Annotated in this window: 21 protein-coding genes and 1 pseudogene; 13 read left to right on the forward strand and 9 right to left on the reverse strand. The window is 62.4% G+C overall.

The features are described 5' to 3' along the window. Positions 1–148 precede the first annotated feature (148 nt). A complete protein-coding gene (locus tag X726_RS153015) occupies positions 149–1771 on the forward strand; it encodes an ABC-F family ATP-binding cassette domain-containing protein (protein WP_023670331.1) in 1623 nt (540 codons plus the stop codon). Between the two features lie 45 nt (positions 1772–1816). Here the strand turns inward: X726_RS153015 and X726_RS153010 are convergent, their stop codons facing one another. The 3 genes from X726_RS153010 to X726_RS153000 all read right to left on the reverse strand — a co-directional run bounded on the left by X726_RS153010 (position 1817) and on the right by X726_RS153000 (position 7567). Continuing rightward, positions 1817–4438, reverse strand: a complete 2622-nt coding sequence (locus X726_RS153010; protein ID WP_031214984.1) for an EAL domain-containing protein — start codon at positions 4436–4438, stop codon at positions 1817–1819. A gap of 262 nt (positions 4439–4700) precedes the next feature. Beyond that, positions 4701–5594 (reverse strand): hypothetical protein, encoded by an 894-nt coding sequence (locus tag X726_RS153005; RefSeq protein ID WP_023670333.1) that lies wholly within the window; start codon positions 5592–5594, stop codon positions 4701–4703. Between the two features lie 326 nt (positions 5595–5920). Beyond that, positions 5921–7567 carry an acyl-CoA synthetase gene (locus X726_RS153000; RefSeq protein ID WP_023670334.1) on the reverse strand — a complete coding sequence of 549 codons (1647 nt, stop codon included), beginning with the start codon at positions 7565–7567 and terminating at the stop codon, positions 5921–5923. 201 nt (positions 7568–7768) lie between these two features. Between X726_RS153000 and X726_RS152995 the strand changes: the two genes are divergently transcribed. The 4 genes from X726_RS152995 (at position 7769) to X726_RS152980 (ending at position 14027) form a co-directional block, all read left to right on the forward strand. Beyond that, positions 7769–8890, forward strand: coding sequence for a KamA family radical SAM protein (locus X726_RS152995; RefSeq protein WP_031214985.1), 1122 nt, complete (start codon positions 7769–7771; stop codon positions 8888–8890). Between the two features lie 150 nt (positions 8891–9040). Continuing rightward, a complete protein-coding gene (gene metH, locus X726_RS152990) occupies positions 9041–12850 on the forward strand; it encodes a methionine synthase (protein WP_023670336.1) in 3810 nt (1269 codons plus the stop codon). A 192-nt stretch (positions 12851–13042) separates the two neighbouring features. Further along, the gene (locus X726_RS152985) at positions 13043–13621 is read left to right on the forward strand and encodes a BA14K family protein (protein ID WP_023670337.1); all 579 of its coding nucleotides are present in this window, start codon (positions 13043–13045) and stop codon (positions 13619–13621) included. Between the two features lie 91 nt (positions 13622–13712). After that, positions 13713–14027, forward strand: a complete 315-nt coding sequence (locus X726_RS152980; protein WP_023670338.1) for a DUF2934 domain-containing protein — start codon at positions 13713–13715, stop codon at positions 14025–14027. A gap of 38 nt (positions 14028–14065) precedes the next feature. On the opposite strand, the gene X726_RS152975 is transcribed toward X726_RS152980, so the two are convergent. From X726_RS152975 to X726_RS01000000166990, 3 genes are all read right to left on the reverse strand, one after another. Then, positions 14066–15799, reverse strand: a complete 1734-nt coding sequence (locus tag X726_RS152975; RefSeq protein ID WP_031214986.1) for an ATP-dependent helicase — start codon at positions 15797–15799, stop codon at positions 14066–14068. Next, a complete protein-coding gene (locus X726_RS152970) occupies positions 15787–17520 on the reverse strand; it encodes an ATP-dependent endonuclease (protein ID WP_023670340.1) in 1734 nt (577 codons plus the stop codon). Before X726_RS152970 ends, X726_RS152975 begins: the two co-directional genes overlap by 13 nt. A gap of 65 nt (positions 17521–17585) precedes the next feature. Beyond that, a complete protein-coding gene (locus tag X726_RS01000000166990; RefSeq protein WP_156940650.1) occupies positions 17586–17858 on the reverse strand; it encodes a hypothetical protein in 273 nt (90 codons plus the stop codon). 318 nt (positions 17859–18176) lie between these two features. On the opposite strand from X726_RS01000000166990, the gene minC reads away from it, so the two are divergent. From minC to X726_RS152940, 8 genes are all read left to right on the forward strand, one after another. Beyond that, positions 18177–19007: a septum site-determining protein MinC gene (minC, locus tag X726_RS152965; protein ID WP_023670341.1), complete on the forward strand. Its 831-nt coding sequence runs from the start codon at positions 18177–18179 to the stop codon at positions 19005–19007. A 49-nt stretch (positions 19008–19056) separates the two neighbouring features. Further along, a complete protein-coding gene (gene minD / locus X726_RS152960) occupies positions 19057–19872 on the forward strand; it encodes a septum site-determining protein MinD (protein ID WP_023670342.1) in 816 nt (271 codons plus the stop codon). Next, on the forward strand, positions 19869–20162 hold the full coding sequence (locus tag X726_RS1000000172380; protein ID WP_023670343.1) for a hypothetical protein: 294 nt from the start codon (positions 19869–19871) through the stop codon (positions 20160–20162). Before minD ends, X726_RS1000000172380 begins: the two co-directional genes overlap by 4 nt. Positions 20163–20287: 125 nt before the next feature. After that, positions 20288–20734, forward strand: a complete 447-nt coding sequence (locus X726_RS16015) for a metalloregulator ArsR/SmtB family transcription factor (RefSeq protein ID WP_023670344.1) — start codon at positions 20288–20290, stop codon at positions 20732–20734. Beyond that, a complete protein-coding gene (locus tag X726_RS152955) occupies positions 20731–21267 on the forward strand; it encodes an SRPBCC family protein (protein ID WP_023670345.1) in 537 nt (178 codons plus the stop codon). Before X726_RS16015 ends, X726_RS152955 begins: the two co-directional genes overlap by 4 nt. Positions 21268–21432: 165 nt before the next feature. Beyond that, positions 21433–22014: a dihydrofolate reductase family protein gene (locus X726_RS152950; protein WP_031214988.1), complete on the forward strand. Its 582-nt coding sequence runs from the start codon at positions 21433–21435 to the stop codon at positions 22012–22014. 164 nt (positions 22015–22178) lie between these two features. Continuing rightward, complete coding sequence (locus X726_RS152945; RefSeq protein ID WP_023670347.1) at positions 22179–23084, forward strand: DMT family transporter; 906 nt, start codon at positions 22179–22181, stop codon at positions 23082–23084. Positions 23085–23229: 145 nt separating this feature from the next. Continuing rightward, positions 23230–24405: a hypothetical protein gene (locus X726_RS152940; RefSeq protein ID WP_023670348.1), complete on the forward strand. Its 1176-nt coding sequence runs from the start codon at positions 23230–23232 to the stop codon at positions 24403–24405. Positions 24406–24596: 191 nt separating this feature from the next. On the opposite strand, the gene X726_RS1000000169000 is transcribed toward X726_RS152940, so the two are convergent. The 3 genes and pseudogenes from X726_RS1000000169000 to X726_RS01000000167000 form a co-directional block, all read right to left on the reverse strand. Further along, the gene (locus tag X726_RS1000000169000) at positions 24597–24695 is read right to left on the reverse strand and encodes a hypothetical protein (RefSeq protein ID WP_023670350.1); all 99 of its coding nucleotides are present in this window, start codon (positions 24693–24695) and stop codon (positions 24597–24599) included. Positions 24696–24753: 58 nt separating this feature from the next. Then, a complete protein-coding gene (locus X726_RS1000000169005; protein WP_023670351.1) occupies positions 24754–24852 on the reverse strand; it encodes a hypothetical protein in 99 nt (32 codons plus the stop codon). A gap of 285 nt (positions 24853–25137) precedes the next feature. Continuing rightward, positions 25138–26387, reverse strand: a pseudogene (locus X726_RS01000000167000) (DNA polymerase IV). Positions 26388–26445 lie beyond the last annotated feature (58 nt).

A 26445-nucleotide genomic window follows, 5' to 3' on the forward strand; every position in this document is an offset into this window, starting at 1 on the left:
TTTCGACAATCGCTGGATTTTTGTTTCGGGCGCGATGACGGGTCCTCGCCACCATCTGTGGCGCTTCTGCCTCTTTCCTCCTTGCGCTCATTCGCGTATGGCCCCGGGCAAATCCCTCAACTTTGCACCAACTCCCCCGGACCGCCTCATGATCCGTCTTGAAAGCATCAGCAAGCAGAACGGCCGCCAGCTTGTCTTCATCGAGGCCTCGGCCTCGCTACAGAAGGGCGAGAAGGTCGGCCTTGTCGGCCCGAACGGCGCCGGCAAGACGACGCTGTTTCGCATGATCACCGGCCAGGAGCAGCCCGACGAGGGCCAGGTGCAGGTCGATCGCGGCGTCACCATCGGCTATTTCAGCCAGGATGTCGGCGACATGGCGGGCCATAGTGCTGTGGCCGAAGTGATGAACGGCGCCGGGCCGGTCAGCGACGTGGCGGCCGAAATGGCCGAACTCGAGGCGGCCATGGCCGATCCCGAGCAGGCCGACCGGATGGACGAGATCATCGAGAAGTACGGCGAGGCGCAGCATCGTTTCGAGGAGCTCGACGGCTATGCGCTCGATGGCCGCGCCCGCGAAGTGCTCGACGGCCTCGGCTTTTCCCAGGAGATGATGGATGGCGACGTCGGCAAACTGTCCGGCGGCTGGAAGATGCGCGTGGCGCTCGCCCGCATCCTGTTGATGCGGCCCGACGTCATGCTGCTCGACGAACCGTCGAACCATCTCGATCTCGAAAGCCTGATCTGGCTGGAGCAGTTCCTGAAGGGTTATGAGGGCGCGCTGCTGATGACCTCGCACGACCGCGAGTTCATGAACCGCATCGTCAACAAGGTGGTCGAGATCGACGCCGGTTCGCTCACCGCCTATTCCGGCAATTACGAATTCTACCAGCAGCAGCGGGCGATCGCCGACAAGCAGCAGCAGGCGCAGTTCGAGCGCCAGCAGGCCATGCTGGCCAAGGAGATCGCTTTTATCGAGCGCTTCAAGGCGCGGGCGTCACACGCCGCCCAGGTGCAGAGCCGGGTGAAGAAGCTCGACAAGATCGATCGTGTCGAGCCGCCCAAGCGCCGCCAGATCGTGAATTTCGATTTTCAGCCGGCGCCGCGCTGCGGCGAGGATGTCGTGACGCTGAAGAACGTCCACAAGGGATATGGCAGTCGCTCGATCTATGAGGGGCTGGATTTCCAGGTCCGCCGCCGCGAGCGCTGGTGCATCATGGGCGTCAACGGCGCCGGCAAGTCAACGCTGCTGAAGCTGGTGGCAGGCGCTTCCGATCCCGACACCGGCACGGTCGCGCGGGGGCCGAGCGTGAAAATGGGCTATTTCGCCCAGCACGCCATGGAGGTGCTGGAGGGCGAACGCACCGTGTTCCAGACGCTGGAGGACGCGTTTCCGCAAGCCGGCCAGGCGCCGCTCAGGGCACTCGCCGGCTGCTTCGGCTTTTCCGGCGACGAGATCGAGAAGAAATGCCGGGTGCTGTCGGGCGGCGAAAAGGCGCGCCTGGTGATGGCGTTGATGCTGTTCGACCCGCCCAATCTTCTGGTGCTCGACGAGCCGACCAACCACCTCGACATCGCGACCAAGGAGATGCTGATCACGGCGCTGTCGCAGTACGAAGGCACCATGCTGTTCGTCTCGCACGACCGCCATTTCCTGGCCGCACTCTCCAACCGCGTGCTGGAACTGACGCCCGAAGGCATCCACACCTATGGCGGCGGCTATACCGAATATGTGGAGAGGACCGGGCACGAGGCGCCGGGGCTGCGGACCTGACGCAGGTCCTGCGTCCGCATTTGCGTCGAGCAAAGCCAGGATTTGTCAGCTCGCCGCCAGCCATTTGCGCGACTGCGCGAAGGCCTTGAAGGCTTTGGCGTCCATCGGGTAGCCGAACAGGAAGCCTTGCAAGATGTCGCAGCCAAGCTCTTTCAGGATGCGCGCGTGCTCCATCGTCTCGACGCCCTCGGCGATCACTTCGATCCCGAGCGACTTGCCGATGTCGATGATGGATGACACAAGCTGCCGCTGTGCGGTTGAGCTGGTGATGGGGGTGACCAGCTGGCGGTCGATCTTGAGGCGACGGGGCCGCAACTTCAACAGCGAGACGATCGAGGCATGCCCGGTGCCGAAATCGTCGATCTCGACGTCGATGCCGAGCCCCTTGATGTGTTCGATGTTCCAGCTGACCAGCTCGTCGTTTTCGTCGAGGAAAATCGACTCCACCAGTTCGAACGACACGGTCCCTTCCTTGATGGGAAGCTTGCGCAAACCCTTGATCAGATCCCTGTCTTCCAGGCGCCTGGCGGAAACGTTGACCGAGACGCGCGGGATGTTGAGGTGGCTGCGCGACCAACGCTCAAAATTATCGAGCGCCTGCTCCAGGACGGTGCGGTCGATAAGCGCCACGACATTAAGTTCTTCAGCCACCTTGATGTAGGCGTCGGGGGTCAGCATGCCGCGTTGCGGATGATCCCAACGCGACAGCGCCTCGACGCCGACGATCTCCAGCGTCTTGGCGTCGAACTGCGGCTGATAGTAGACGATGAATTCGTTCCGCTCGAGCCCGCCCAGAATCTCGTCGGCGGTCTGCTTGGTCCGCACGATCTCGCTCTGCAGCTCTTCGTTGAAAAACTCGTAGCGGTTGCGGCCGCGGCCTTTCGCCCGGTACAGCGCCAGATCGGCATTGACAAGCAACTGCCTTGCATCGACGCCGCTATTGGCCGCAATGCCGATGCTGACGCCGAACCGGCACTGGTGACCCAGATAGTCGACCGGCTGGCGCATCGCATCGATAATGTGGTCGGCCAGCGCGGCGAGTTCCTTGTCGTCGCGTCCATGGCTCAGCACGACAAACTCGTCGCCGCCGATGCGCGCAACGAAATCGGCACTGCCGACGCTGGCCTTGATGACTTTCGAAGCATGCACCAGCAAAGCATCGCCCGCTGCATGGCCGAGCGTGTCGTTGATCTGCTTGAAGCGGTCAAGGTCGAGATGCAGCAACGCCGCACGGCCGTCGGCTTCGCGGTTTTCGGCAAGCATCTCGTCCAGATACCGACGGTTGGGCAGACCGGTCAGCGAATCATGCATCGCGACATGCTCGATGCGGGCTTTGGCCAGGTTCAGTTCGGCATTTTTCGATTCTGAAAGGCGACGTTCACGCACGAGATTCTCGTTGAGCAGCACGTCGCCTGTCACATCCCATTCGGCGCCGATCATTTTTGGCGTGCCGTCGATGTCCCGGAAGAAACTGGCGCGGGTGCGCACATGGCGAATGGTGCCGTCCGGCCGCAGGAGCCGATACTGCGAAGAGTAGGGGCCTTGTGTTGCAACAGCCGAATCGAAATCTGCTTTAGCCCGTTCGAAGTCTTCGGGATGAATCGCCAAGGCCCAGTCGTCATAGCTACGGGACTTGCCGCCTGAGGGTTTGCCATAGATTTCGTTGATGCGGTCGTCCCATACGAGTTCGTTGCTGACGGTATCGTGCTCCCACACGCCTATAGCAGAGGCTTCCAACGCCAGCTCCAGCCGCCGGGACAGGCGCCTCAACTCGGCGTCATTTTTCTGCCGCTCACCGAAAAGACGTCCTGCCACGAGGATCGGCAGCACCACCAGCGCGCCGGCAAGCGCCATGAGCAGACGCAACAGCCACTCATTTTTCGGAGCGGTCGGCCAGCCGCCCTTCGGTATGGCTGAAATTTGCCAGGAGCCTGAAGGCAATTGCACCTCTGCCATCACCGGATTGCCGGACACGACATTATCGCCGCCGAAGAACAGTTCCCCGCCGCCGCCGAGCGCATCCTTGCCGATAAGCGCCACATCGATATCCAGATCAGGGTCGGTCAGTCCGCTGGCAGCGTAGAGCCGATCGACATCGATCACGGCCGAGACGATACCCCAGAAACGGTCGCCGCCACCCGCCGTCGGCACGAAGACCGGGATACGGCCGATGAAGCCGCGTCCGCCTTGCGCCAGTTTGACCGGCCCGGCGAGCACCAGCGCGCGCTGGTCACGGGCGCGAAGCGCGGCCATGCGTTGCGTATCGCTCTTGCGGTAGTCCAGCCCGATGGCTTTTTCATTGCCTTCCAGCGGATACATCAGCGCGATGACGAGGTCGGGCGCACCGGCAATATCGCGCAACTGCGATTTTTGCTCGAACAAATTACGGGCGAGTGCCCCAAATCTTTGCTGGCCCATAAAGGGCTCGGTAACGATTGTCGAAACGAGACCCTGAACCAGCTGGAGATTGCCGCCTATGTTGCCTTCGAGCTTGGCGCGTATGATGTTGACCTTGGCCAGGACGTCGGCGCGCGCCAGCTGATCGGAGACCTCTCTGTTCCTCTGGTCGGCAACCAGGGCGCAGACGAGAAGCACGACAAAGGCAATCGCCGCCGGCAAGTTGGCGGAAGAAAAAACGGCCCGTTTCAACCGGCCGGAATTGAGCATTGCACCTGCCAACTCGATCCGAAGACCTTTCCAGGACAGTAGTCCTTCGGTCGACCATAGTAGCTAAAGCTTAAGTTTGAGCTTCGAGACGAATCCGAGAACAAACGGTAAGCTTTTGGCTGCCAGGGTCCAGCCGAAATCTGAATGAGTGTCCGAAAGTAGGACGCCAGGTTGCAGCGTTCTGCAACCCAGCGGCGAAGTCATATTCGCCTCAGATTGCAACAAGCCGCCTGATCTTGCCGCGCGGGCCCTTGCGGGAGGCTTACTTCCCAGCCATTTGATCGGCCAGCGCCTGCGCCTGGGCGAGCAGCGCCGGGAAAGCCGGGTCAGCCGGCAGGCGCTGCGCCATGCAGGCCCGGTAGTCGCTGTCGCCCTTGTCCCAGGCGGCGTTGGAGGAATCGAACGCTTTTTCGTCCTTCAGGTCCGATGCCTGGTAGGCCGCCTGGAATTTCTGCGCTGCGGCGTCCGCTGCAGCCCACACTGCGTCGCAGGCGGCGATCTTCGGAACTGCAGGGGCTGCCGGCGCTGCGATAATTCTCACGCTGTTGCCTTTGACGAGCGTAACGACGACTTCCTGCTCGTAGATCGGTCCGACGTCCTGCGTCCAGCCGCCGAGCCGTGCGAAGGCGATGTCGGCGCCCTCAGGCTTCTTCAATGGAAAGTCGAGCGTTCCCTCGAAGGCGGCGTCGCTGTTGATCGCCTGGGTGTAGAAGGCATCGAGCTTAAGCGCCTCATCGATGCCGGCGGGCAGTTTGAAACTCTCGTCGGTCTCGGCGGTTCTGGACTGGAGCCAGCGCTCCAGCAGCCCTCGCGTCGTTGCCACCAGGCTAGGCCCGTCGTCGTCCTTGGTGTATCGCAGTCCATCGAGCATGCCATAGCCGATATCGGAGTCGCTGAGGCTTTCGATATTGATTGTGCCGGTTGGGGGAAAGTCCTTGACCGCCAACGGCCCGATAATGCCGGCAAGACGCTGCTGGAGGTCGGCCAGCGCCTTCTCGTTCTCAGCGTCGATGGTCTCGATTGCCGCGTTCGCACTGTTCAGCGCCGCGATATCAGCAATCGCCTTGTCACGCGCGGCCACATAGTCGTCCTCCGGCGAGGCCGCGAAAGCCACGCTGCTCACCAGCGCAAACAGAAACGTCCAGACCCACCGCATGATATAAACCCTGCTCTACGTTCGATTCCAAGGATACATGACAACATTGGGCCGAAAAAAGACGGCGTTGGAGCTGCAGATCTCTCCCCTTGAGGGGGAGATGGCCGGCAGGCCAGAGGGGGTCGCCGCGCGTGAAGCGCTGACTCCTTTTGCAGCGCGAGACGACGTTAGCGCTTCACGCGCAACGACCCCCTCTGTCGCCTTCGGCGACATCTCCCCCTCGAGGGGGGAGATTAGCCGCAGCCATCGCCAAGACCATCCCCGCNACGACCCCCTCTGTCGCCTTCGGCGACATCTCCCCCTCGAGGGGGGAGATTGGCGCCTAATCACGCCTTGCGCTTCTCCACCTCCGCCTTCCTCAGCAGGAAGCGCTGGATCTTGCCGCTTGGGGTCTTCGGCAGTTCCGTGATGAACTCGACCTCGCGCGGGTAGGCGTGCGCCGACAGCCGTTTCTTGACGTGCTGGGCAAGCTCTTCGGCGAGCTCCGAATTGCCCTTGTAGGCCGGCGCCAGCACGACGAAGGCCTTGACGATCTCGGTGCGCTGCGGATCGGGCACGCCGACCACGGCCGCCTCGTTGACCGCCGGATGCTCGATCAGTGCGCTTTCGACGTCGAACGGGCCGATGCGATAGCCGGCCGAAGTGATGACATCGTCGGCGCGGCCGATGAAGGAGACCGAACCGTCCGGCTCGTACTCCACCGTATCGCCGGTGCGGTAGTAGCCGCCCGTGATCGCCGGCGTTTGCGCCTGGTGATAGCCGTCAAACCAGCGCAGCGGCGACTTCGCGATATCTACGGCGAGGATGCCGGGCTGGTTGGGGCCGAGCTCGTTGCCGGCCTCGTCCAATACCACCATGCGATATCCGGGCATTGCGAAGCCGGCCGAGCCCGCGCGCACGACATGCGAGAGCCCATGATGGTTGTTGACCATCATGCCGTTCTCGGTCTGGCCGTAATGGTCGTGAATGGGCGCGGCGAGATTTGCGTCGAACCAGCGGATGACTTCCGGGTTGAGCGGCTCGCCGGCGCTACTCACCACGCGCAGTCTGCCTTTGACACGGGCCGCAGCTTCCGCGCCTTCCGCCATCAGCAGGCGATAGGCGGTCGGCGAGCCGGCAAGGCTGGTGACGCCGAGCCGCTCGATGATGTCGTAAGTGCTCTTGGCGTTGAAGGCGCCTTCATAGAAGGTCGTGGCGATGCCCAGCTGCAACGGGCCGGTGATGGCGTAATAGAGGCCGTAGGCCCAGCCGGGGTCCGCGATGTTCCAGAAGATGTCGTCGGGCAGCAAGCCGATCGCGTCGCGCATATAGGCGCCGAAGGCGAGCAGGGCGCGAAGCGGCACCGGCACGCCCTTGGGCAGGCCGGTCGTTCCCGACGTCGACATCATCATGAACAAGTCGTCGCCCTTGCGCATCACCGGCTGGCAGTCGGGCGACGCGGTGCCAAGCGCGGCGCGGAAATCGATGTCGCCTGCAGGTAGCACATCGCCATTGCCAAGAATGGTGGCGATTTGCGCTGATCTCTGGACCTCGTCGAGCTTACCGCGATTGGCCGGGTTGGTCACCACGATCCTGGCGCCGCTATAGCCGAGGCGGTGCTCGATGGCTTTCGGACCGAAGGCGGTGAACAGCGGCTGGTAGACCGCGCCGATGCGCCACGTCCCGAGGATCAGCGCCACCAGTTCGGGGACGCGCGGCAGCATGCCGGCGACGACATCGCCGGCACCGACGCCGGCGGTCTTGAGCACATTGGCGGCGCGCCCCGACATGTCGGCGAGATCGTCGAAGCTGAATTCGCGAAGCTCACCGCCGGCCGAGATCGCGCGCAGCGCCAGCCGGTTTTGTCCGGTGTAGCGGCCGCAGCATTCGACATAGGCATTGATGCCGGTTCCAGGGTTGCCATACGACCGGGCGATCTCATCTTCGATGCGAAAGCGCTGAACGGCATCCTCATAGCGCGGCATTTTGCTCATCGCGGTCCTCCCTAAGCGGCGCCCATCTCCCCTTGGAGCGCCTTATCGGTCAGATTGCCTGAAATTGCTGCGCTGGTCGATTACGGCGATAGTCGGGGGATGCGAAGGACCGCAGCGCAGCGACAATCCGCGCTGAGCCACTGCTGTTGACCGAACCATCCATCCGGCCGATAGCACCGCCAGAATTGCCCCGAGGCCCCAATGATCCCAAACTCAACTTTCGATGACGCGGCCACAGCCGACGAAGGACGCGACGCCGACACCGCGTGGCAGGACGACATCCGCGCCGGTGTGCGCCACGTCCGCGATCTCGCCTCGCTGCCGCTGTCACCCGCCGAGCACGCGGCGGCGCAGGAGGCGGCCGTACGCCACAAGGTGCGTGCCCCCAAAACCTATCTCGACCTGATCGACTGGAACGATCCCGCCGATCCGATCCGCGCCCAGGTCATTCCATCGCCGGATGAGCTGACGGAAACGGAAGGCGAGCTCGACGATCCGATTGCCGACCATGCCTTCAGTCCGGTGCCGCGACTGACGCACCGCCACGCCGACCGGGTGCTGTTGTTTGCGACCTACCAATGCGCGGTCTATTGCCGTTTCTGCTTCCGCAAGGAATCCCTGACCTCGATCGGCCGCGGCTATACGCGAGAAGCGCTCGAAGAAGCTTTTGCCTATATCGAAGGCCATACCGAAATCCGCGAAGTGATCCTGACCGGCGGCGATCCGCTTTCGCTGCCGGACAAGGCGCTGGCTGAAATCCGCGCCCGCATCGAGACGATCGCGCATGTCAGGCTGCTGCGTATCCACACGCGCGTGCCTGTCGTACTGCCCGCGCGCATCACGCCGGGGCTGGTTGGCGCCTTGCAGGGCCGGCTGATGGTCACAATCGTCACCCATTTCAACCATGGGCGGGAGATCACGCCGGCCACCGAATTGGCCTGCCGCGTCATGCGCCAGGCAGGCTTCGTGCTGCTCAACCAGAGTGTCCTGCTCAAGGGCGTCAACGACACGGTCGAGGTGCTGGAGGAACTCTGCCGCGAACTGATGTACCGGCTCGGCGTCAAACCCTATTACCTGCACCATGGCGACCTCGCGCGCGGCATGGCGCACAGGCGCACCACGATTGCGCAGGGACAGGCGCTGGCCGGCGCGCTGCGCGCCCGCCTGTCGGGCATCTGCAATCCGGTCTATGTGCTGGACCTGCCGGAAGGCGGTGGCAAGGTGCCGCTCGGGCCATGCCATGTCGAGGGCCGGGACGGGCAGGACTGGCGCATCCGCGGCCAGGATGGCGAGGTAAGGGTATATCGGGACGTGGTGGTGTAGGCACGGCGCAGCGGCGACGATGACCGCCGCCGTCACATTGTCGATCGGGATGACCATCGCACCAAACTCCCGCCACGACGCGTTCGCCTGCATTCCGTATGTTGACATAAAGATATCCTTATGTGATGGTTGTCGCCTCAAGGATAAAAAATGTCGCAGAATTCTGCATCGCTGGACGCATTGTTCGGCCCCGTCGCGGCCAGACCCGATGGGTCCGAAGTGCTTGCGGCGCTGACGGCAGCGGCGCGCGAGCGCATCCTCATTCTCGACGGCGCCATGGGTACGCAAATCCAGGGTCTCGGCTTCGACGAAGAGCATTTCCGCGGCGAGGCTTTTGCCGGCTGCACCTGCCACCAGCAGGGCAACAACGACCTCTTGATCCTGACGCAGCCGAAGGCGATCGAGGAGATCCATTATCAATACGCCATCGCTGGCGCCGATATCCTCGAGACCAACACCTTCTCCTCGACCTCGATCGCCCAGGCGGACTACGGCATGGAGGATGCCGTCTACGCGCTGAACCGCGACGGCGCGCGGCTGGTGCGTCGGGCAGCGGCGAGGGCACAGCAGGAGGACGGCAAGCGCCGTTTCGTCGCCGGCGCGCTCGGGCCGACCAACCGCACCGCCTCGATGTCCCCCGACGTCAACAATCCCGGCTACCGCGCGGTGACCTTCGATGAATTGCGCCTGGCCTATGGCGAGCAGCTGCGCGGCCTGGTCGACGGTGGCGCCGACATCATTCTCATCGAGACCATCTTCGACACGCTGAACGCCAAGGCGGCGATCTTTGCCTGCAACGAGATTTTCCTCGAAAAGGGCGTGCGCCTGCCGGTGATGATTTCGGGCACCATCGCCGATCTCTCCGGCCGCACGCTGTCGGGCCAGACGCCGACCGCCTTCTGGCATTCGGTGCGCCATGCCAACCCCTTCACCATCGGCCTCAACTGCGCGCTCGGCGCCAATGCGATGCGCGCGCATCTGGCCGAAATTTCAGGCGCCGCCGACACCTTCGTCTGCGCCTATCCGAATGCCGGCCTGCCCAATGAATTCGGCCGCTATGACGAGAGCCCGGACTTCATGGCCGCGCAGATCGAGGATTTTGCGCGGGAAGGGCTCGTCAACGTCGTCGGCGGCTGCTGTGGCTCGACGCCGGACCACATCCGCGCCATCGCCGAGGCTGTCAAGAAATATCCGCCACGCGCCATCCCCGAGATCGAGCGCAAGATGCGCCTGTCGGGGCTGGAGCCGTTCACGCTGACCGACGAGATTCCCTTCGTCAATGTCGGCGAACGCACCAACGTCACCGGCTCGGCCAAGTTCCGAAAGCTGATCACGGCGGGCGACTATGTCCCGGCGCTCGACGTGGCGCGCGACCAGGTCGCCAATGGCGCACAGATCATCGATATCAACATGGATGAAGGCCTGATCGATTCGAAAAAGGCGATGGTCGAGTACCTCAATTTGATCGCCGCCGAACCCGACATCGCCCGTGTCCCGGTGATGGTCGACTCCTCGAAATGGGAGATTATCGAGGCCGGGCTTAAATGCGTGCAGGGCAAGCCGCTGGTCAATTCCATCTCGATGAAGGAAGGCGAGGAAGCGTTCCTGCACCACGCGAAGCTGGTGCGCGCCTATGGCGCGGCCGTGGTCGTCATGGCCTTCGACGAGGCCGGTCAGGCCGACACCAAGGCGCGCAAGGTCGAGATCTGCACCCGCGCCTACAAGCTGCTCACCGAACAGGCCGGTTTCCCGCCCGAAGACATCGTCTTCGACCCCAATGTCTTCGCGGTCGCCACCGGCATCGAGGAGCACGACAATTACGGCGTCGACTTCATCGAGGCCACCGGCGAGATCACCGCCACGCTGCCGCATGTCCATATCTCGGGCGGCGTCTCGAACCTGTCCTTCTCGTTTCGCGGCAACGAGCCCGTGCGCGAGGCGATGCACGCCGTGTTCCTCTACCACGCCATCCAGCGCGGCATGGATATGGGCATCGTCAATGCCGGCCAGCTCGCCGTCTACGACACGATCGAGCCGGAGCTGCGCGAAGCGTGCGAGGATGTCGTGCTCAACCGCGTGCCCAGGGCCGGCGTCACCGCCACCGAGCGCATGCTGGAGATCGCCGAACGCTTCAAGGGCACCGCCGGCAAGGAAGCCAGGGAGCGTGATCTCGCCTGGCGCGACTGGACGGTCGAGCAGCGCATTTCCCATGCGCTGGTCAACGGCATCACAGAATTCATCGACGCCGACACCGAGGAGGCGCGGCTGGGGGCCGAGCGGCCTCTGCATGTCATCGAAGGCCCGCTGATGGCCGGCATGAATGTCGTCGGCGATCTGTTCGGCGCTGGAAAGATGTTTCTGCCGCAAGTGGTGAAGTCGGCGCGCGTGATGAAGCAGGCGGTGGCCGGATTGCTGCCGCACATGGAGGCCGAAAAACTGGCCAACGCCGCCAATGGCATCGACAATGGCGAGCGCCAGACGGCCGGCAAAATCCTGATGGCGACTGTAAAGGGCGATGTCCACGACATCGGCAAGAACATCGTCGGCGTCGTTCTGGCCTGCAACAATTACGAGATCATCGATCTCGGCGTCATGGTGCCGGCGGCGAAGATCCTGCAGACGGCGCGTGAGCAAAATGTCGACATCATCGGCCTGTCCGGCCTGATCACCCCGTCGCTGGACGAGATGGTGCACATGGCCGCCGAGATGGAGCGTGAAGGCTTCGACATTCCGCTGCTGATCGGCGGCGCCACGACCAGCCGCGTGCACACGGCGGTGAAGATCCATCCCCGCTACTCCAGGGGACAGACGGTCTATGTCAACGACGCCAGCCGGGCGGTCGGCGTCGTCTCGTCCTTGCTGTCGAACGAGACCAAGGGCGGCTACGTCGACACAGTGCGGGCCGAGTACGAAAAGGTCGCCGACGCGCATGCCCGCTCCGAGGCCGACAAGCGGCGGCTGCCGCTGGCCAAGGCCAGGGCCAATGCGCACAAGGTCGACTGGTCGACCTACGAGCCGCCGAAGCCGTCCTTCACCGGCGTCAAGGTTTTCGGCAACTGGGACCTGACGGAGCTCGCGCGCTACATCGACTGGACGCCGTTCTTCCAGACTTGGGAGCTAAAGGGGCGTTACCCCAAGATCCTCGACGACGAGAAGCAGGGAGCCGCCGCGCGCCAGCTTTTCGAGGACGCGCAGGCGATGCTGAAAAAGATCATCGCGGAAAAATGGTTCGCGCCGCGCGCCGTCATCGGCTTCTGGCCGGCGAACACCGTCGGCGACGACATCAGGTTGTTCACGGATGAGGCACGCTCGCAGGAACTGGCAACCTTCTTCACGCTGCGCCAGCAGCTGACCAGGCGCGACGGCAAGGCCAATGTCGCGCTGTCGGATTTCGTCGCGCCTCAGGACATAGGCAAGCCGGATTATATCGGCGGCTTCATCGTCACCGCGGGGATCGAGGAGGTGGCGATATCAGAGCGCTTCGAGCGCGCCAATGACGATTATTCCTCGATCATGGTCAAGGCGCTGGCCGACCGTTTCGCCGAAGCTTTCGCCGAGCGCATGCACGAGAAGGTGCGCAAGGAATTCTGGGGTTACGCCGCCGACGAGACGCTGGCGCCGGATGAACTGATCGGCGAGCCCTATCGCGGCATCCGCCCCGCGCCCGGCTATCCCGCGCAGCCCGACCATACCGAGAAGGCGACCTTGTTCCAACTGCTGGATGGTGAGCGCAGTGCCGGCGTGAGCCTCACCGAAAGCTATGCGATGTGGCCGGGTTCATCGGTCTCCGGCATCTATCTCGCCCATCCCGAAAGCTATTATTTCGGTGTCGCCAAGGTCGAACGCGACCAGGTCGAGGACTATGCGCGGCGTAAAGCCATGCCGCTGGCAGATGCCGAGCGCTGGCTTGGGCCGATCCTCAACTATGTGCCCGTGGATTATGCCGAGGCGGCGGAATAGCCGGGACGTGATCTTGCCCAATGGCTGCTCGACCGCTCCCTTGATTTTTCACCGTCGAAAAAAATCGCGCCGCACCCGGTTCTCGGCGAGCTGCCGGTTGTCGGTCGGTCAGACTTAGGTCCCTCGCGCCTGCTTTTCTGGAACAAGCCGTGATGTCCCGCATTTTATTGGCAGGGACACAAGGAGTGTCGAGTGAAAGCGATTTTGGGACTGGTCGGCGGCTTCGTGCTGACCCTTGCGGTGTTCGGCAGCGGGCTGGTCTTCGCAGCCTGGCTGCTTGCCGCCAAGCCCGCGCGCGAAGCAAGGCCCACCGTCAGCGTGGCGGAGCTGTGGACCCGGAAAGCGCGGCCGGTGGACGAGACGGCGCAGGACTTCGAACGTGTGCCGCCCGAGCAGTCCGCGCCTGCCGACATCGCCGCCAAGAAGGCGAACCCGGCCGACCAGCAGCCCGATCCCACCGTCACCGGCGCCATCGCGCCGGTCGAACTGTCGCCGCCACATCTCGCCTGGTGCGCCAGCCGCTACCGCTCCTACGATCCCGACGACAACAGCTACATGTCCTATAGCGGACAGCAGCGCACCTGCGTCTCGCCCTATCTCGCCGCCGACCGCGCCGCGCCGCGAGAGGCAAGCTATGTCGAGGGCGAGGGCGCCTACGCGGCCGCCGGCGGCGATCATGTCGCCTCCTGCTTCAGCCGCTATCGCTCGTACCGTCCGGAAGACAACAGCTACCAGCCATATTCCGGCGGGCCGAGACGGCAATGCGAGTAGCGCGGGCTGCGAGCCCGCGCCGCGAACGATTGCGACCGCGCGATTTCTGGGATCGTCCGGATCGCCCTCAAAGCCCAGGGGAGGAACCACCATGGAAGACGACCGGCATCTGAAGATTCAGAAGCGCGCCTACCAGATCTGGGAGCGCGAAGGCACTGGCGACCCCGAGCATCACTGGCACCGGGCCGAGGCCGAAATCGACCGCGAAGCAGCCCTGCCGCTGACCGCAGACGACGCCCTTCCGCGCGAGATCGCCAGCACCGACGTGCTGACCGTCGAGGAACTCGCCGTGCGCACAGGCATATCGGGCGACGAGGCGCAGGAGCTGATCGACAGGCTGGGCACGGACCGCGCGGCGGTTGAGCAGGCGGCGAGGGGGATTGAGGGGAAGTTAAAACCCAAATAGTTGCGGGCTAAGTGGTCAGAGCGATTGACATCTGACTGCTACGCAGCTTTCCCTGGTTTCATAAAGCCCATTTTCACCAACCTTGGCTCAAGTGCGCCGAGGGCGTTGCTAGGAACCGCTAGAACAAATAGATTTCGCGCTCGCGTAAGTGCAACATATCCAATACGCCCAACTTCGGTTCCTGTCCCATTCAACAGTCCTTCAGCGTGCTCCTTGCTAACCACATACATGACGCCTTCCAAACTCTCACCCTTAACCTTGTGAACGGTCGATACACGAAACTGCGGCGGACTATCCGGCTGCGCAAGGTCGGGCATTTGGATCAGCGGCTTATTCAGTAATGCTTTTTTGGCAAGCCTATTGCCTAAATTCTCGCCTGCGCTCAATCCGAAGTCAGATTCCAGAAAGGCAATAAACGATTTTGCTCTCTCTACCAGCAATGGGTGCCATTGCGTATCTGCCAACAACGTTGCAGAGGGGAGCCCGGCTGCAGGATCGCGCGCGTATCCCCAAATTGCCCTTCTCAGTTTCATAATATCCGCACTTCCCGCGGGGCGAGAAAGTTTTGAAATCAAATCGCGGTGTTGGTTTGCGAGCAGGCCTACGATGCCGATGCATGTGTGATCATAAGCCTGGTCGAGACGTCTAAACTTGTCTCGACAAACAGCGGCATCAGCAAAAGCCTTCACTATCCCTTGGCCTTGACCATCTTCGCCACCGCTCCATTGGTCAGCCCACTCTCCCGAACGGCACACCACGACGCCGTCTTTGTCCGCGATGCCGGCCTCTTTCAGCATGTACCTGAAGGTTGCAAGCGCATTGTCTTTCTCGTCCTTTTTAAACGGTATGAAAAAGGCGCCATTAAGTATTTCTGGAGCAATCCTCTTCGCTTTATCGTTCCGCCCACAAAGTTTGTTTGCGAGGTCGACGATTGCAGGCACTGAGCGGTAGTTGATGCTCAAATTTCTTTCAGTAACGCCGAGTTGCTTCGCGTATCCGGAAAGAAATGAGCCATTTGCGCCGGAAAACTCATAAATTCCTTGATGCGGATCGCCGATCAAAGACAAGCGGGATCCGCCGTCCACCATGAGCTTGAGAATGGCTTCGTGCTCAGGGCCGACATCCTGCGCTTCATCAACAAGTATGTGGGGGTAGCGTCGCACTAGAGCACGCAAGACATATGGTTTTTCTTTGAGAACTCGCAGGACCCAGTAGCGCGCTGAAGCGTGGGTGTATGCGCCTACTGCTCCCAATTTTCCTAACGCTTTCTTGGCCTCAGCAGTCGGGATTTTTTTTGGCGCATTCCTTCCAATCTTGAAAGAAAAGTCGCCGTTCTCAAAGCTGATACGGAGATCAGCCGTTGGGTTGGGCCTAACACCGTCGAAGACTGTGAAGTTCTTTAAGAAAGGTTCACGACCATCCACCAGATAAGGCGTGCACCCACAACCCATGACATGATAGCCATGCGGCCGAAGTACATTTGTGGTTATAAAGCCGTCAACGGTATCGATTTCAATACCGAAGGGTTGTTGGCCACCGTCATTGGCGCGCATCAACGCCAGATAATCTCTCCGGAATGTATCCACTGCAATGTTCGAAAATGACAGCAGTGCCACCATCCCATGTCTGTCGTCCAGACGCCGCCGCATCTCGGCAAGGCGATGAACCGCTGTTCTGGTTTTTCCGCTACCGGCGCAGGCAGTAATCGCAATCGGCTCAAGAGGGAGTTCAACAACGTCTGTTTGTTGTTCAGATAATTTTATTTCTGGCATGCGTGCTTCACGGCCTCCTCAATATATAACGGAACCGCTACATCTAATTTATTTTCAACTATTTTCGCGGCAAGCGCCTGTGCAAATTTACCTTTCTGTACATTGTTTGTCGGGCGCTCAAACATTCCTTTGAACAGCGCCGTAGCCTTTCCATGATCGGTCAGTTCACCGTTCACCACGGCTCTCAAATCCTTGCCGATTCCAGGATGAATTTCTTCAAGTGCGGCGAGCATAGCTTCGCGATTTTTATCGACGAGCGCAAAATCATACTCGAAGGTTTTCTTGCCACAAAAGACACGGACTAAATTGTCCTGCATTGCCTGCATTGAAGCCGTGTTGGCTGAAACCGCTATTGCCTCATCCGGGCCTGGATAGTGAGCTTCCATTTTCCCATCGGCACCGGCTATCTGAGGGTCGGCGTCGGTAATAACGGCGACTGGAATTTTGATTGCGTCCTTGCCGAACAGTGGCATGAAGGAATCAAAGTTCAGACCCTCCACACTGATCAAGCTGACCCCGTGGCTTCTAAGATCAAAACCAATTCGAGCAGCAAGAAGACTGACCATCAGCAATTCGGCCGCGCCTTCTACAAAAATAATTCGTCGAGCAAAAAACAGTTCTGCACGTGTCACGTCCAGGTAGCGCTTCAACTTTTCACGCTTGCCCTTTTTGAATGTGACGGTGCGCGGGTGGAATGCTTCCACCTGCGCACCGGTGTCGACAAGGCAAGCAATCGAGTCGAGATCGGCTACACTGGCGAAATTTGGGGAATGGCTGGTGACAAATACCTGAACCGGCTTCTCGCCGGCGGCACTTTCTATATTGGAAAGATAGCGAAGCAATACGGCCTGGAGTTGTGGATGTAGATGGGCCTCTGGTTCCTCGACGATAAGACTGCGAAATGCAGCGGTTGGATTCATTGCGAGTTCGCTCAATACCACGGCCATATAAATCAGATTGTTATAACCTAGGCCGTTTCGCTCTATCTCAAAATCATCGACGACCAAGGAAATTCTAGCTGCTAGTTTTGTAAAATCGTTTCCTGTTAGTTCCACATTCAGCATCTGAGCGAACTGCTCGCTAAGCATTGTCTTGTGTCTGCCCGCAATCGCATCCTGCGTGTCAGTTATCGATTTAAGATTCTTGAGCTTTGCATCGAGCTTCGCGAGTTCATCGGCAATCTCAGCCCGGCCCGCATCATCGGAGAGGAGATGCAGAAGTCTGGAAAGTAGACTGTTCCGACTAGGGCGCAACCCCTGCTCCGCATCCCGAAGGGGTTGAAGATAAACACTTCGAAGGTTGTCCAGCATCGTAGGAGTCATGGCGACATCGGTATGCTCTCCGCACCATTTTCTGGCTCGCAAACGTCCCGATCTATCCGGGTCTCCATAGCTAACGCCCAATACGGCCTCTAAAGCTCCATCGGCGCCAGGACGTAGTGCGTGCAAGAAGTCCGCCTCATCGTCCCCAGTAAGGTCCTTGAAAACATACCCAAACGTGATTTCACCGCTTGATGTGCCACCTTTTGGCAGATGCAAGTCGTCTCGGGCGAACCGTGGATACGGATCGTCTACCCCGGCTAGCAGCGCGCGCAGCGCATCGACCACAGCGGTCTTGCCGATGTTGTTAGGGCCGACGATCACGTTAAGGCCGGGTTGAAAATTTATGGTCGCGCTTTGTAGGCGTCGGAAGTTATTAATCGACAGAGCTGCCAAATACAAATTGGTGACTTTCCTGTGGTCTATCTTCGTATTATTGCCTATCCATCCAACTCGTAGGACGGCACCTAAGTCTTCGGTGCCCCACATCGCCCCTTGAGAATAGCGATCTCGGCCTCGTGGTCGCCTCCCGACATCGACGCCAGCGGCACGCCGATCAGGAAGACACCCAGCGCATCACCGGATGCCGACTTGTTCTGCTGGTTCGTTATGACGGCAAGGCGCTGTCTGTCGGCCGGGGTGCAGGGGCCGGAATTTGGAACGCCCGCTATCTTGTCGGGTGGCGTGGCGCACGCTACGAGGCAAGCCAGCAGCGATAGTGTCAAAACACTACGTTTCATTATTCCCCCCATTTAAACCCATCCCACGCCAACATTACGCGGCGTATGACCGTGCGCAAGTATTCGACGCTTGGTAATACATGATTATTTTCAACAGTCTGCGCCGACACTTGTCGCGTTGCGGTCGTCGCGATTGCAATTTGGTTGGTGGGGCCGGGGAATTGGTCACGTCGATTGGTGCCTTTGCAACGGTAGCAGGATACCTGGCACCGGCTGTCAGGAAGGGCGCTCTCGAAGCTCGCAAACACCCCCTCCTCATTAACCTTTCATTAACCATACCACCGCTAGCGTTTACCTCTCAGTAAGGAATCGCCCGCCGTGACCTTTGCCGCTCCCCTCGAGGCCAAATCCATTCGCTTTCGCGCCCGCTCCTTCGTCGCTTTCACGCTGACGCCGGAGGCGCCTTTGGATGTGTGGCTGGAGAGCCTGGATCGCTGGGTCGGCAACTCGCCGGGCTATTTTGCCGGGCGCCCGGTGGTGCTCGACCTGAACGTGCTGAAGCCGGATATCGTCGCCATCGAAGCGCTGGTCGATCTGCTTGGCCAGCGCGGCATCCGCATCTATGCCATGGAACTCGATGGCGGCGGCGAGCTTGGCGCGCATCTGCCGCCGGTGCTGGTCGGCGCCAAGGAGGCGACGACCGACGGCCTGCTGCAGCCGAGCCGCAAGGCGGGCAGGGCGGAGGATGCCACTGCGGTGAGCGACATGAAGGCGGCCGGTGACATCAAGGCAGAGGCCGGCGATTTGAAGGCGGGCGATTTGAAACCGGCGGGCGGTGCCAAGACGCAGCCTCAAGACGTCAAAATTGCCGCGCCGGACGCCGGCACGCTGATGATCCGCTCGCCGATCCGTTCAGGGCAGCTGATCTTCCATCCGCATGGCGATGTCATCGTGCTGGGCTCGGTCGCGTCCGGCTCCGAGATCGTCGCCACCGGCTCGATCCATGTCTATGGCACGCTGCGCGGCCGCGCTTCGGCAGGCGCTCAAGGCAACACGGCGGCGCGTGTCTTCTGCCGCAGGAACGAAGCCGAGCTTCTCTCGGTCGATGGCTGGTATTGCACGGCCGAGGAGATGGACCCGTCAGTCCGGGGCAAGCCTGTGCAGGCATTTCTCGACAACGGCATGCTGCGCATCGCCCCTTTCAGCTAATGCGTCTCGCCCGACAACGACATAACGAACAACAACGGAGGCTTTATTGATGGGCAAGGTAGTGGTGGTCACCTCGGGCAAGGGGGGCGTCGGCAAGACGACCTCTACCGCGGCTCTGGGGGCGGCGGTCGCCAAGACCGGCAAGAAGGTGGCGCTGGTCGATTTCGATGTCGGACTGCGCAACCTCGATTTGATCATGGGCGCCGAACGGCGCGTGGTGTTCGATCTCGTCAACGTCATCCAGGGCTCGGCAAAGCTGTCGCAGGCGCTGATCCGCGACAAGCGGGTCGAGACGCTGTTCCTGCTGCCGGCCTCGCAGACGCGCGACAAGGATGCGCTGACCGAGGAGGGCGTGGCCGAGGTCATCGGCAAGCTGCGCTCGGTGTTCGACTATGTCTTCTGCGACAGCCCAGCCGGCATCGAGCGCGGCGCGCAGCTCGCCATGCGCTTTGCCGACGAGGCGGTCATCGTCACCAATCCGGAAGTGTCGTCGGTGCGCGATTCCGACCGCATCATCGGCCTGCTCGATTCCCGCACCTTGCGGGCCGAGGAGGGCGAGCAGATCGCCAAGCATGTGCTGGTCACGCGCTACGATGCGGGACGCGCCGCGCGCGGCGAAATGCTGTCGATCGACGACGTGCTGGAGATACTGTCGGTGCCGCTGCTCGGCATTATCCCCGAGAGCCAGGATGTGCTGCGCGCCTCCAACCTCGGTTCGCCGGTGACGCTGTCGGAGCCGCTCAATGCCGCCGCCAAGGCTTACATCGACGCGGCCAAGCGGCTCGAGGGCGAACAGCTGCCGGTCATCGTGCCCTTCGAACGCAAGGGCTTCCTCGATCGTCTTTTGGGAAGGAGGGCGGCATGAACCTGCTCGACATCTTCAAGCGGCGCACCAGCGCGCCGGTGGCGCGCGAACGGCTGCAAGTGCTTCTCGCCTATGAGCGCCGCAACCGCAGCCAGCCCGANGATCCCCAACAAGAGCGCGGTGCCGCTGGCCATGGCTGGGTGAGGGCACTTTACCCTCCCCCTTGTGGGGAGGGTCGATCCGCAAAGCGGATCGGGGTGGGGGTCTGCGCGGACCTCCGCCATCTTGGGTTCCTCTCCCAGACTTTCGTGAGGGAAGAGGAAATCCACATCCCCCACGGTCAGCGCTAGTACCCCCGCCCGGACCTACGGTCCGACCTCCCCACAAGGGGGAGGTAGGGGGGCCAGCGCCTCTCCCCAAAAAACATTCAACCAACCAGTTGACTATCTAAAATCTCGCCTCTATATTCAACTACATGGTTGAATTAGAGCCGCCCCAGATGGACCAGGTTTTTCACGCCCTTGGCGACGCCACGCGCCGGAACATGCTTAACCACCTCGCCGGCGGCGAGCGTACGGTGAGCGAGTTGGCACAGCCCTTTGCCATGTCGCTGGCCGCCGCCTCCAAGCACATCAAGGCGCTGGAGCATGCCGGGCTGATCCGGCGTGAAGTGCGCGGCCGCACCCATGTCTGCCGCCTCGAGGCCCGCCCGCTGGCCACCGCCTATCAGTGGCTCGGCCAATACGCGCGTTTCTGGAACAGCCGCCTCGATGTCCTCGAACAGCTTTTGCGCGAGGAGGCGGGGCGCAAAACGTCGACAACGCCGTCAACGCCGGCACCGGCAAATCCAGAACCATCCAAGCCGGAATCACCCAAGCCAGACACATCCAGGCCAACATCATCCGAGGGAGACGACCGATGAACCAGATGAACAGCTTCGACGGCTACGCCCAGCTGATCCAGCCGGCCACGTTGAGGATCGAACGGCTTTTGCCCGGAACCAGGGAGCGCGTCTGGGAATATCTGACGCAGAGCGATCTGCGCCGCCAATGGCTGGCGGCCGGCGACATGGAGATGGAGGAAGGCTCTTCCTTCGAGCTGGTCTGGCGCAACGACGAACTGACCGACCCGCCCGGCGAAAGGCCGGCCAGCTTCAGTGGCGGCGAGCAGCGGATGCACAACCAGATCGTCGAGTGCGATCCGCCGCGCAAGCTCACCATCACCTGGAACGGCAGCGGCAATGTCACCTTCGAATTGGCGCAGCGCGGCGACGATGTTCTGCTCACCCTGGTCCACCGCCGCCTGCCGGACCGCTCGAGCCTGATGATGCATGCCGCAGGCTGGCACGTGCATCTCGACCTCCTGGTTGCCCGCGTGGCGGCCGAGAAACCCGAACCGTTCTGGGACAGCTTTAGCCGTATCGTGGCGGAATACGACCGGCGCCTGCCGGCCTGACCTGACCTGACGCATCGCCCGGTCCAACCGGGCACCATCGATCCCTTGCGCCGGATGCCGGCGCAAGGGTCGGCGAAACACGCGCCTTCGCCAGACACCGCGGCGCGTCAGCGGAAGTGAAACCAGGCAACGTGCTTGCATCCCGCAAGCCCGAAGGAGGAAGTCATGCGTAAATTGATCACCGGAATGAAGATCTCCATCGACGGCAAGATCGAAGGCCCCGAAGGCTTCGCCGACTGGGTCGACAACTGGTCGGAGGAATACGGCCTGATGCCCGAGATCGACGCCTGCCTGCTCGGCGGCGTCATGTATGCCGGCTATGAGCGCTACTGGAGCGCGATCCTTGAGAACGAGCCGGACCAGCCATTGCCGATGACCGGCAGACTGGTCGACCCGGCCGAACTCGAATGGGCGCGCTTTGCCGCGAAAACCCCGCACTATGTGCTGTCGAACACCATGACTTCGGCCGCCTGGGCCTCGACGCGCTTCCTGCGCAGCCTCGACGACATCGCGGCGCTGAAGCGCGAGCCCGGCAAGAACATCTATCTCATGGGCGGCGCACGCATCACCGCCAGCCTGATCGAGGCGGGGCTAGTGGATGAAATGCGGCTCATCGTCTATCCGCTGCTCGCCGGCGACGGCAAGGCGCTGTTCGGCACGGTGCACGCCCGGCACGGACTGGAGCTGCGCAAGGCCGAGGCGCTTTCGGATGGACGTGTGAGCCTGGTGTATGGGCTGGCGAGCTAGCTTCTTTTCCTCTCCCCCGATCGACGGGGGAGAGGAAATGCGTCGGCGTTCGCCTCCCACCCTTGCCCTATCAACAGCCCGCTCGTGCCACACGACAGCCAGGCCCTTTATCCCTATCTCCAGCCTGCGCTACGGCCTGCTGGTCGCGTGGGGAGGGACTGGAATTGACGTCGACGTCGATTGCCGCAGCTGAAGCGAAGGCCTTGCCGATCGGCGCGTTGCTTGGCGCCATGGTGTCGATCCAGATCGGCGCCACCTTCGCCAAGGGCCTGTTTCCGCTGATCGGCGCCAATGGCACCACGGCGCTGCGGCTGGTCGTGGGGGCGCTGATGCTGGCGGCGGTGCTGAGGCCGTGGCGGGTGCGGCCGTCGCGCGCCGTGCTGCCCTGGCTCATCGCNGCCGTGCTGCCCTGGCTCATCGCCTACGGCGTCAACCTCGCGGCGCTGAACCTTTTGTTTTACGCAGCGCTCGCCAGAATCCCGCTCGGCGTCGCGGTGGCGCTCGAATTCTCCGGCCCGCTGCTTGTGGCGACGCTGTCGTCGCGGCGCGCCACCGACTTCGTCTGGGTGGTCCTGGCCGTTTCCGGCATATTGCTGTTGTCGCCCTTCATCCACTCCGGCAGTGCACTCGACCCGCTCGGCGTGATGCTGGCGCTGGCCGCCGGCGGCTGCTGGGCGCTCTACATCGTCTTTGCGCAAAAGGCGGGCGCCGAGCTTGGCAGCCAGACCACGGCTTACGGGCTGGTCATTGCCGCTGCCGTCGCCCTGCCGTTCGGCCTCGCCGAGGCGGGTACCGGCCTGATCGCACCCGCGATCCTGGTCAGCGCGCTGCTGGTCGGGCTGTTCTCCAGCGCCTTGCCGTTCTGGCTGGAGATGGTGGCGCTGACCCGGATGCCGGCCAGGCTCTACGGCACGCTGACTTGTCTGGAGCCGGCGCTGGGCGCGCTGGCCGGCTTCCTGTTCCTGCACGAGACCCTGAGCCCGCTGCAATGCGCGGGCATCGCCGCCGTGGTCGTCGCCGCCTTCGGCGCCGCGCTGACCACGAAGCCGCCGGTGCCATCGCCGGAATAGTTGCCTGAAATGGGTATGTGACGCCGATGCCGTGGTCCGCCGGTCCCGTGTCCGGTTGCTCAAGCGCCTGCAGCATCGATATATGGATCGATGTATGTGCAGGAGATCCAGATGAGCAGGGCCGACAGCATTGCTTGAGCCGTCCGTGATCAAGGCAATACTCCTTGTCGGGTTCGCCGCTGTCGTTGCGGCTCTCGCCTGGCGGCTGGCGCGGTCTCGTCGCAGAGCCCGGCTTCGTGAAGATCCGGCCAACGACTACGCCGTGCGCCGCGACTGGTCGGGCAACCACGGCAAGCTCAATCATTCGTCCTTTGTCTATTTCGATGCCGATCGCGACGGCCGCTACGGGCTCGGCGACCGCCCGATGGCCGGCATCATGGTCAGACTGCATGATGGCGACGGCCGCTTCGTCGCCGCGGCGCGGAGCAATCGCGGCGGCTTTGCCAATTTCCTGGCGTCGACGAAACGTCGCGCCGCGCCCATCCATGTGCCGGGCAGCTACCGCTTCACCGTGTCGGTTCCGCCCGGCTGGCGCGCGAGCAGCGCCAACGAGGTCCAGTCGCAGCACCTCCGGCCGCTGCCGGGCTCGCCCACCGGGCTGGCCTCGGAAGCAATGCTGCAGCCGGTCGGCCTGTTTGCGATACGCCGGCTCAGCGGCCGCGTAGCGGACGGTGCTTCGGCGAGCATCTCGGTGATGGCGAAAGGGCAAAAGGTGGCAGTGCATCCGCTAAGTGCTGGGGCTGGCTTCCGTCTCGATCTGCCCGATGACGCCGACGCGATCGAAGTCACCGGCGATGGCATGGAACGACGACTGGCCTTGTCCGCCTACCCGACCGAGCTCGGCCTGCTGTCGCCCGAGAACGCGGCTGTCGACAGCGCCGCGTCCTTGCAGGCCATCGGTTTCGACGATGTCACGACGCGCGGCCTGCGCAAGGTGCCGTCCGGTTATGCCGGGTTGACCTGGTTCAACCTGAACGCACTGGCGCGCGATCATACCGAAGGCAGCGAAGGCTACGTCAACGGCAATATCTCGGGAGACCATGTCTGCTATACGAGCAGCGGACACCCGGCCGAATTGTCGAGCGACAAACCGTTCGGGTTCCATTCCGTGATGCTGACAGCGGCATGGTTGAAGTCCGAAGGCGAAACCGCACTGGTCGAGAGCTGGCTTGGCGACCGGCTGATCGCCAGCGACACGATCGTCCTGTCGGCACTGGCGCCCGTCCACTATGCGCCGATGCTGGCGGCGGTGACGCGCGTGCGTTTTTCAACGAGCCACTATTGGCAGCTCGTGCTCGACGATCTGGTGGTTGTGCGCTGAAGCGTGTCGCGATCAATCGGGGTGAAAGGGTTTATCGCGGATTGGAAGCACCGTTCGCGGTGACCTGCGAGAGCTTGCCTTTTTTGACCAGCACCGGTTTCAGATAGGTTTTCTTCATTTCCACTCTCCACGTCGGGCACCCAAAGCCCTGTTCCCGGCCAGACGGCACGAGGCGTCCGGATGATCGGCTGTTAGATGGTGACCGGCCCGGAGCCGTTACCATTATCGGCTGTAACCTGCGAGAGCTTGCCCTTCTTGACCAGCACCGGCTTCGAATAGGTCTTCTTCATGCCGCATCTCCAGTGTCAGGCGGGCCGCCAGATCAGGCGACAGTCGGACTCAACGACCTCACTCGATCGGGCCGGAACCCGCTCCATTGGCGAGCGCCGTAACCTGCGAAAGCTTGCCTTTTTTGACCAGAACAGGCTTCGAATAGGTTTTCTTCATAGTGAATCCTCCAAGCTTACGCGATAATGCCAGACGGATCGGCACTGTCAACCTTCGCGGCGCCGTCGTCCCGTCCCGGGTTTTCTTGGTCCCGATGCGCTAACTGCAAGTCCACCTTCATCGACAAAGCGTTGTTCTTGGGCGTGCATGGCGTGGCCGGGTTGCGGTGCGAAAAATGTCCGAAACTGCGGCGGGTCTGGCCTGGTTGGTCGGCTTGCTCAAACAGAGCGGCAATGCAGCGCGGACTGGCCCAGCCTAAACATTGGCCTTGCCGTCGCGCCGCACTCACAGTTCCTTTTCCGCCAGTTCGCGGAAGGCATCGGGAACCGAGCGCCGGGCTTCCAGCGCCACGGCGCCATAGCCGACAGCCTCTCTGCCAAAGCGCTGGCGGATCTTGTCGATGGCGCGGTCGGCGCCAAAGCGCGCCAGGCCTTGCCTGCTGCCGGGTCGCTGCTTTTCATCGGCAAGCCCGAGCGGCAGCTCCAACTGCAGCTCGGCACTTTCTTCCAGCTGCGACACCGAGATCGCCAGCAGCGAGATGGTCTTCTCCCGAGGGTTGGCGGCCAGCACGCCGCGCACCAGCTCCCCGGCGATTTCGGCCAGCATCGCGGTTGCCGAAATCGGTTGCTCGAGCGTCAGCGAGCGTGTGACCGCGTGCAGATCGGCGAAACGCACGCGCACCGTCACCGTGCGCCCGGGCCGTGATTTCGCCCTGAGCCGGCTGGCGACCCGGTCTGCCAGATGCAGCAGGACGGGTCCGAAGATACGCGCCTCGGCCGGCCGTCTGCCAAGCGCCGACTGCGCGCCGGCGGAATGCGACCGCCTGTGGGTTTCGAGCTTTCGCGGGTCGCGGTTCCATGCCAGCGACGCCAGCTTTTCGCCGGTGGCGGGCCCGAGCAACCTTCGCAGCGCCCCGCTATGCGTCTTTGCCAACTGGCCGATGGTCTCGATGCCGANGATGCCGATCTCGGCCAGCCGCGCCTTGGTCGCCGGGCCGACGCCCCACATCAGCCCGACCGGCAGATCATGCAGGAAGGCAAGTTCGGTGTCCAGATCGACCACCACCAGCCCGTCGGGCTTGGCCACCTGCGAGGCGATCTTGGCCAGATGCTTGGTGCGCGCCACGCCGATCGAGATCGGCAGGCCGAGCTCTGCCCGGACGCGCTGACGCACCGTGGCGGCGATCTCGGCCGGCGGCCCGAACAGATGCGTGCAGCCGGCGACGTCGGCAAAGGCTTCATCGATGGAAATCCGCTCGACCAGCGGCGTGAAATCGTCGAGCACCTTGATGGCGGCGTCGCCCAGCCGCTGATAGTCGGCGAAATGGCCGCCGACGAAGATCAGTCCGGGGCAAAGCTCGCGCGCGCGTCGTCCGGGCATGCCGCCGCGCACGCCGAAAGCCCTGGCTTCGTAGGAAGCGGCAAGCACGACGCCGCCGCCGACGGCGATCGGCTTGCCCCTGAGCGCCGGGTCGAGCAGCTGCTCACCGAGGCGTAGAAGGCGTCGAGATCCGCATGCAGGATGGTGGGCTCCATCCCGACCGTTCCCTTTGCGGCGTTGCAGCATTAGCCGCGTCTGTTGTGAGAGGCGTTT

It is taken from the genome of Mesorhizobium sp. LSJC285A00, assembly GCF_000503155.1.
Classification (GTDB): Bacteria; Pseudomonadota; Alphaproteobacteria; order Rhizobiales; family Rhizobiaceae; genus Mesorhizobium.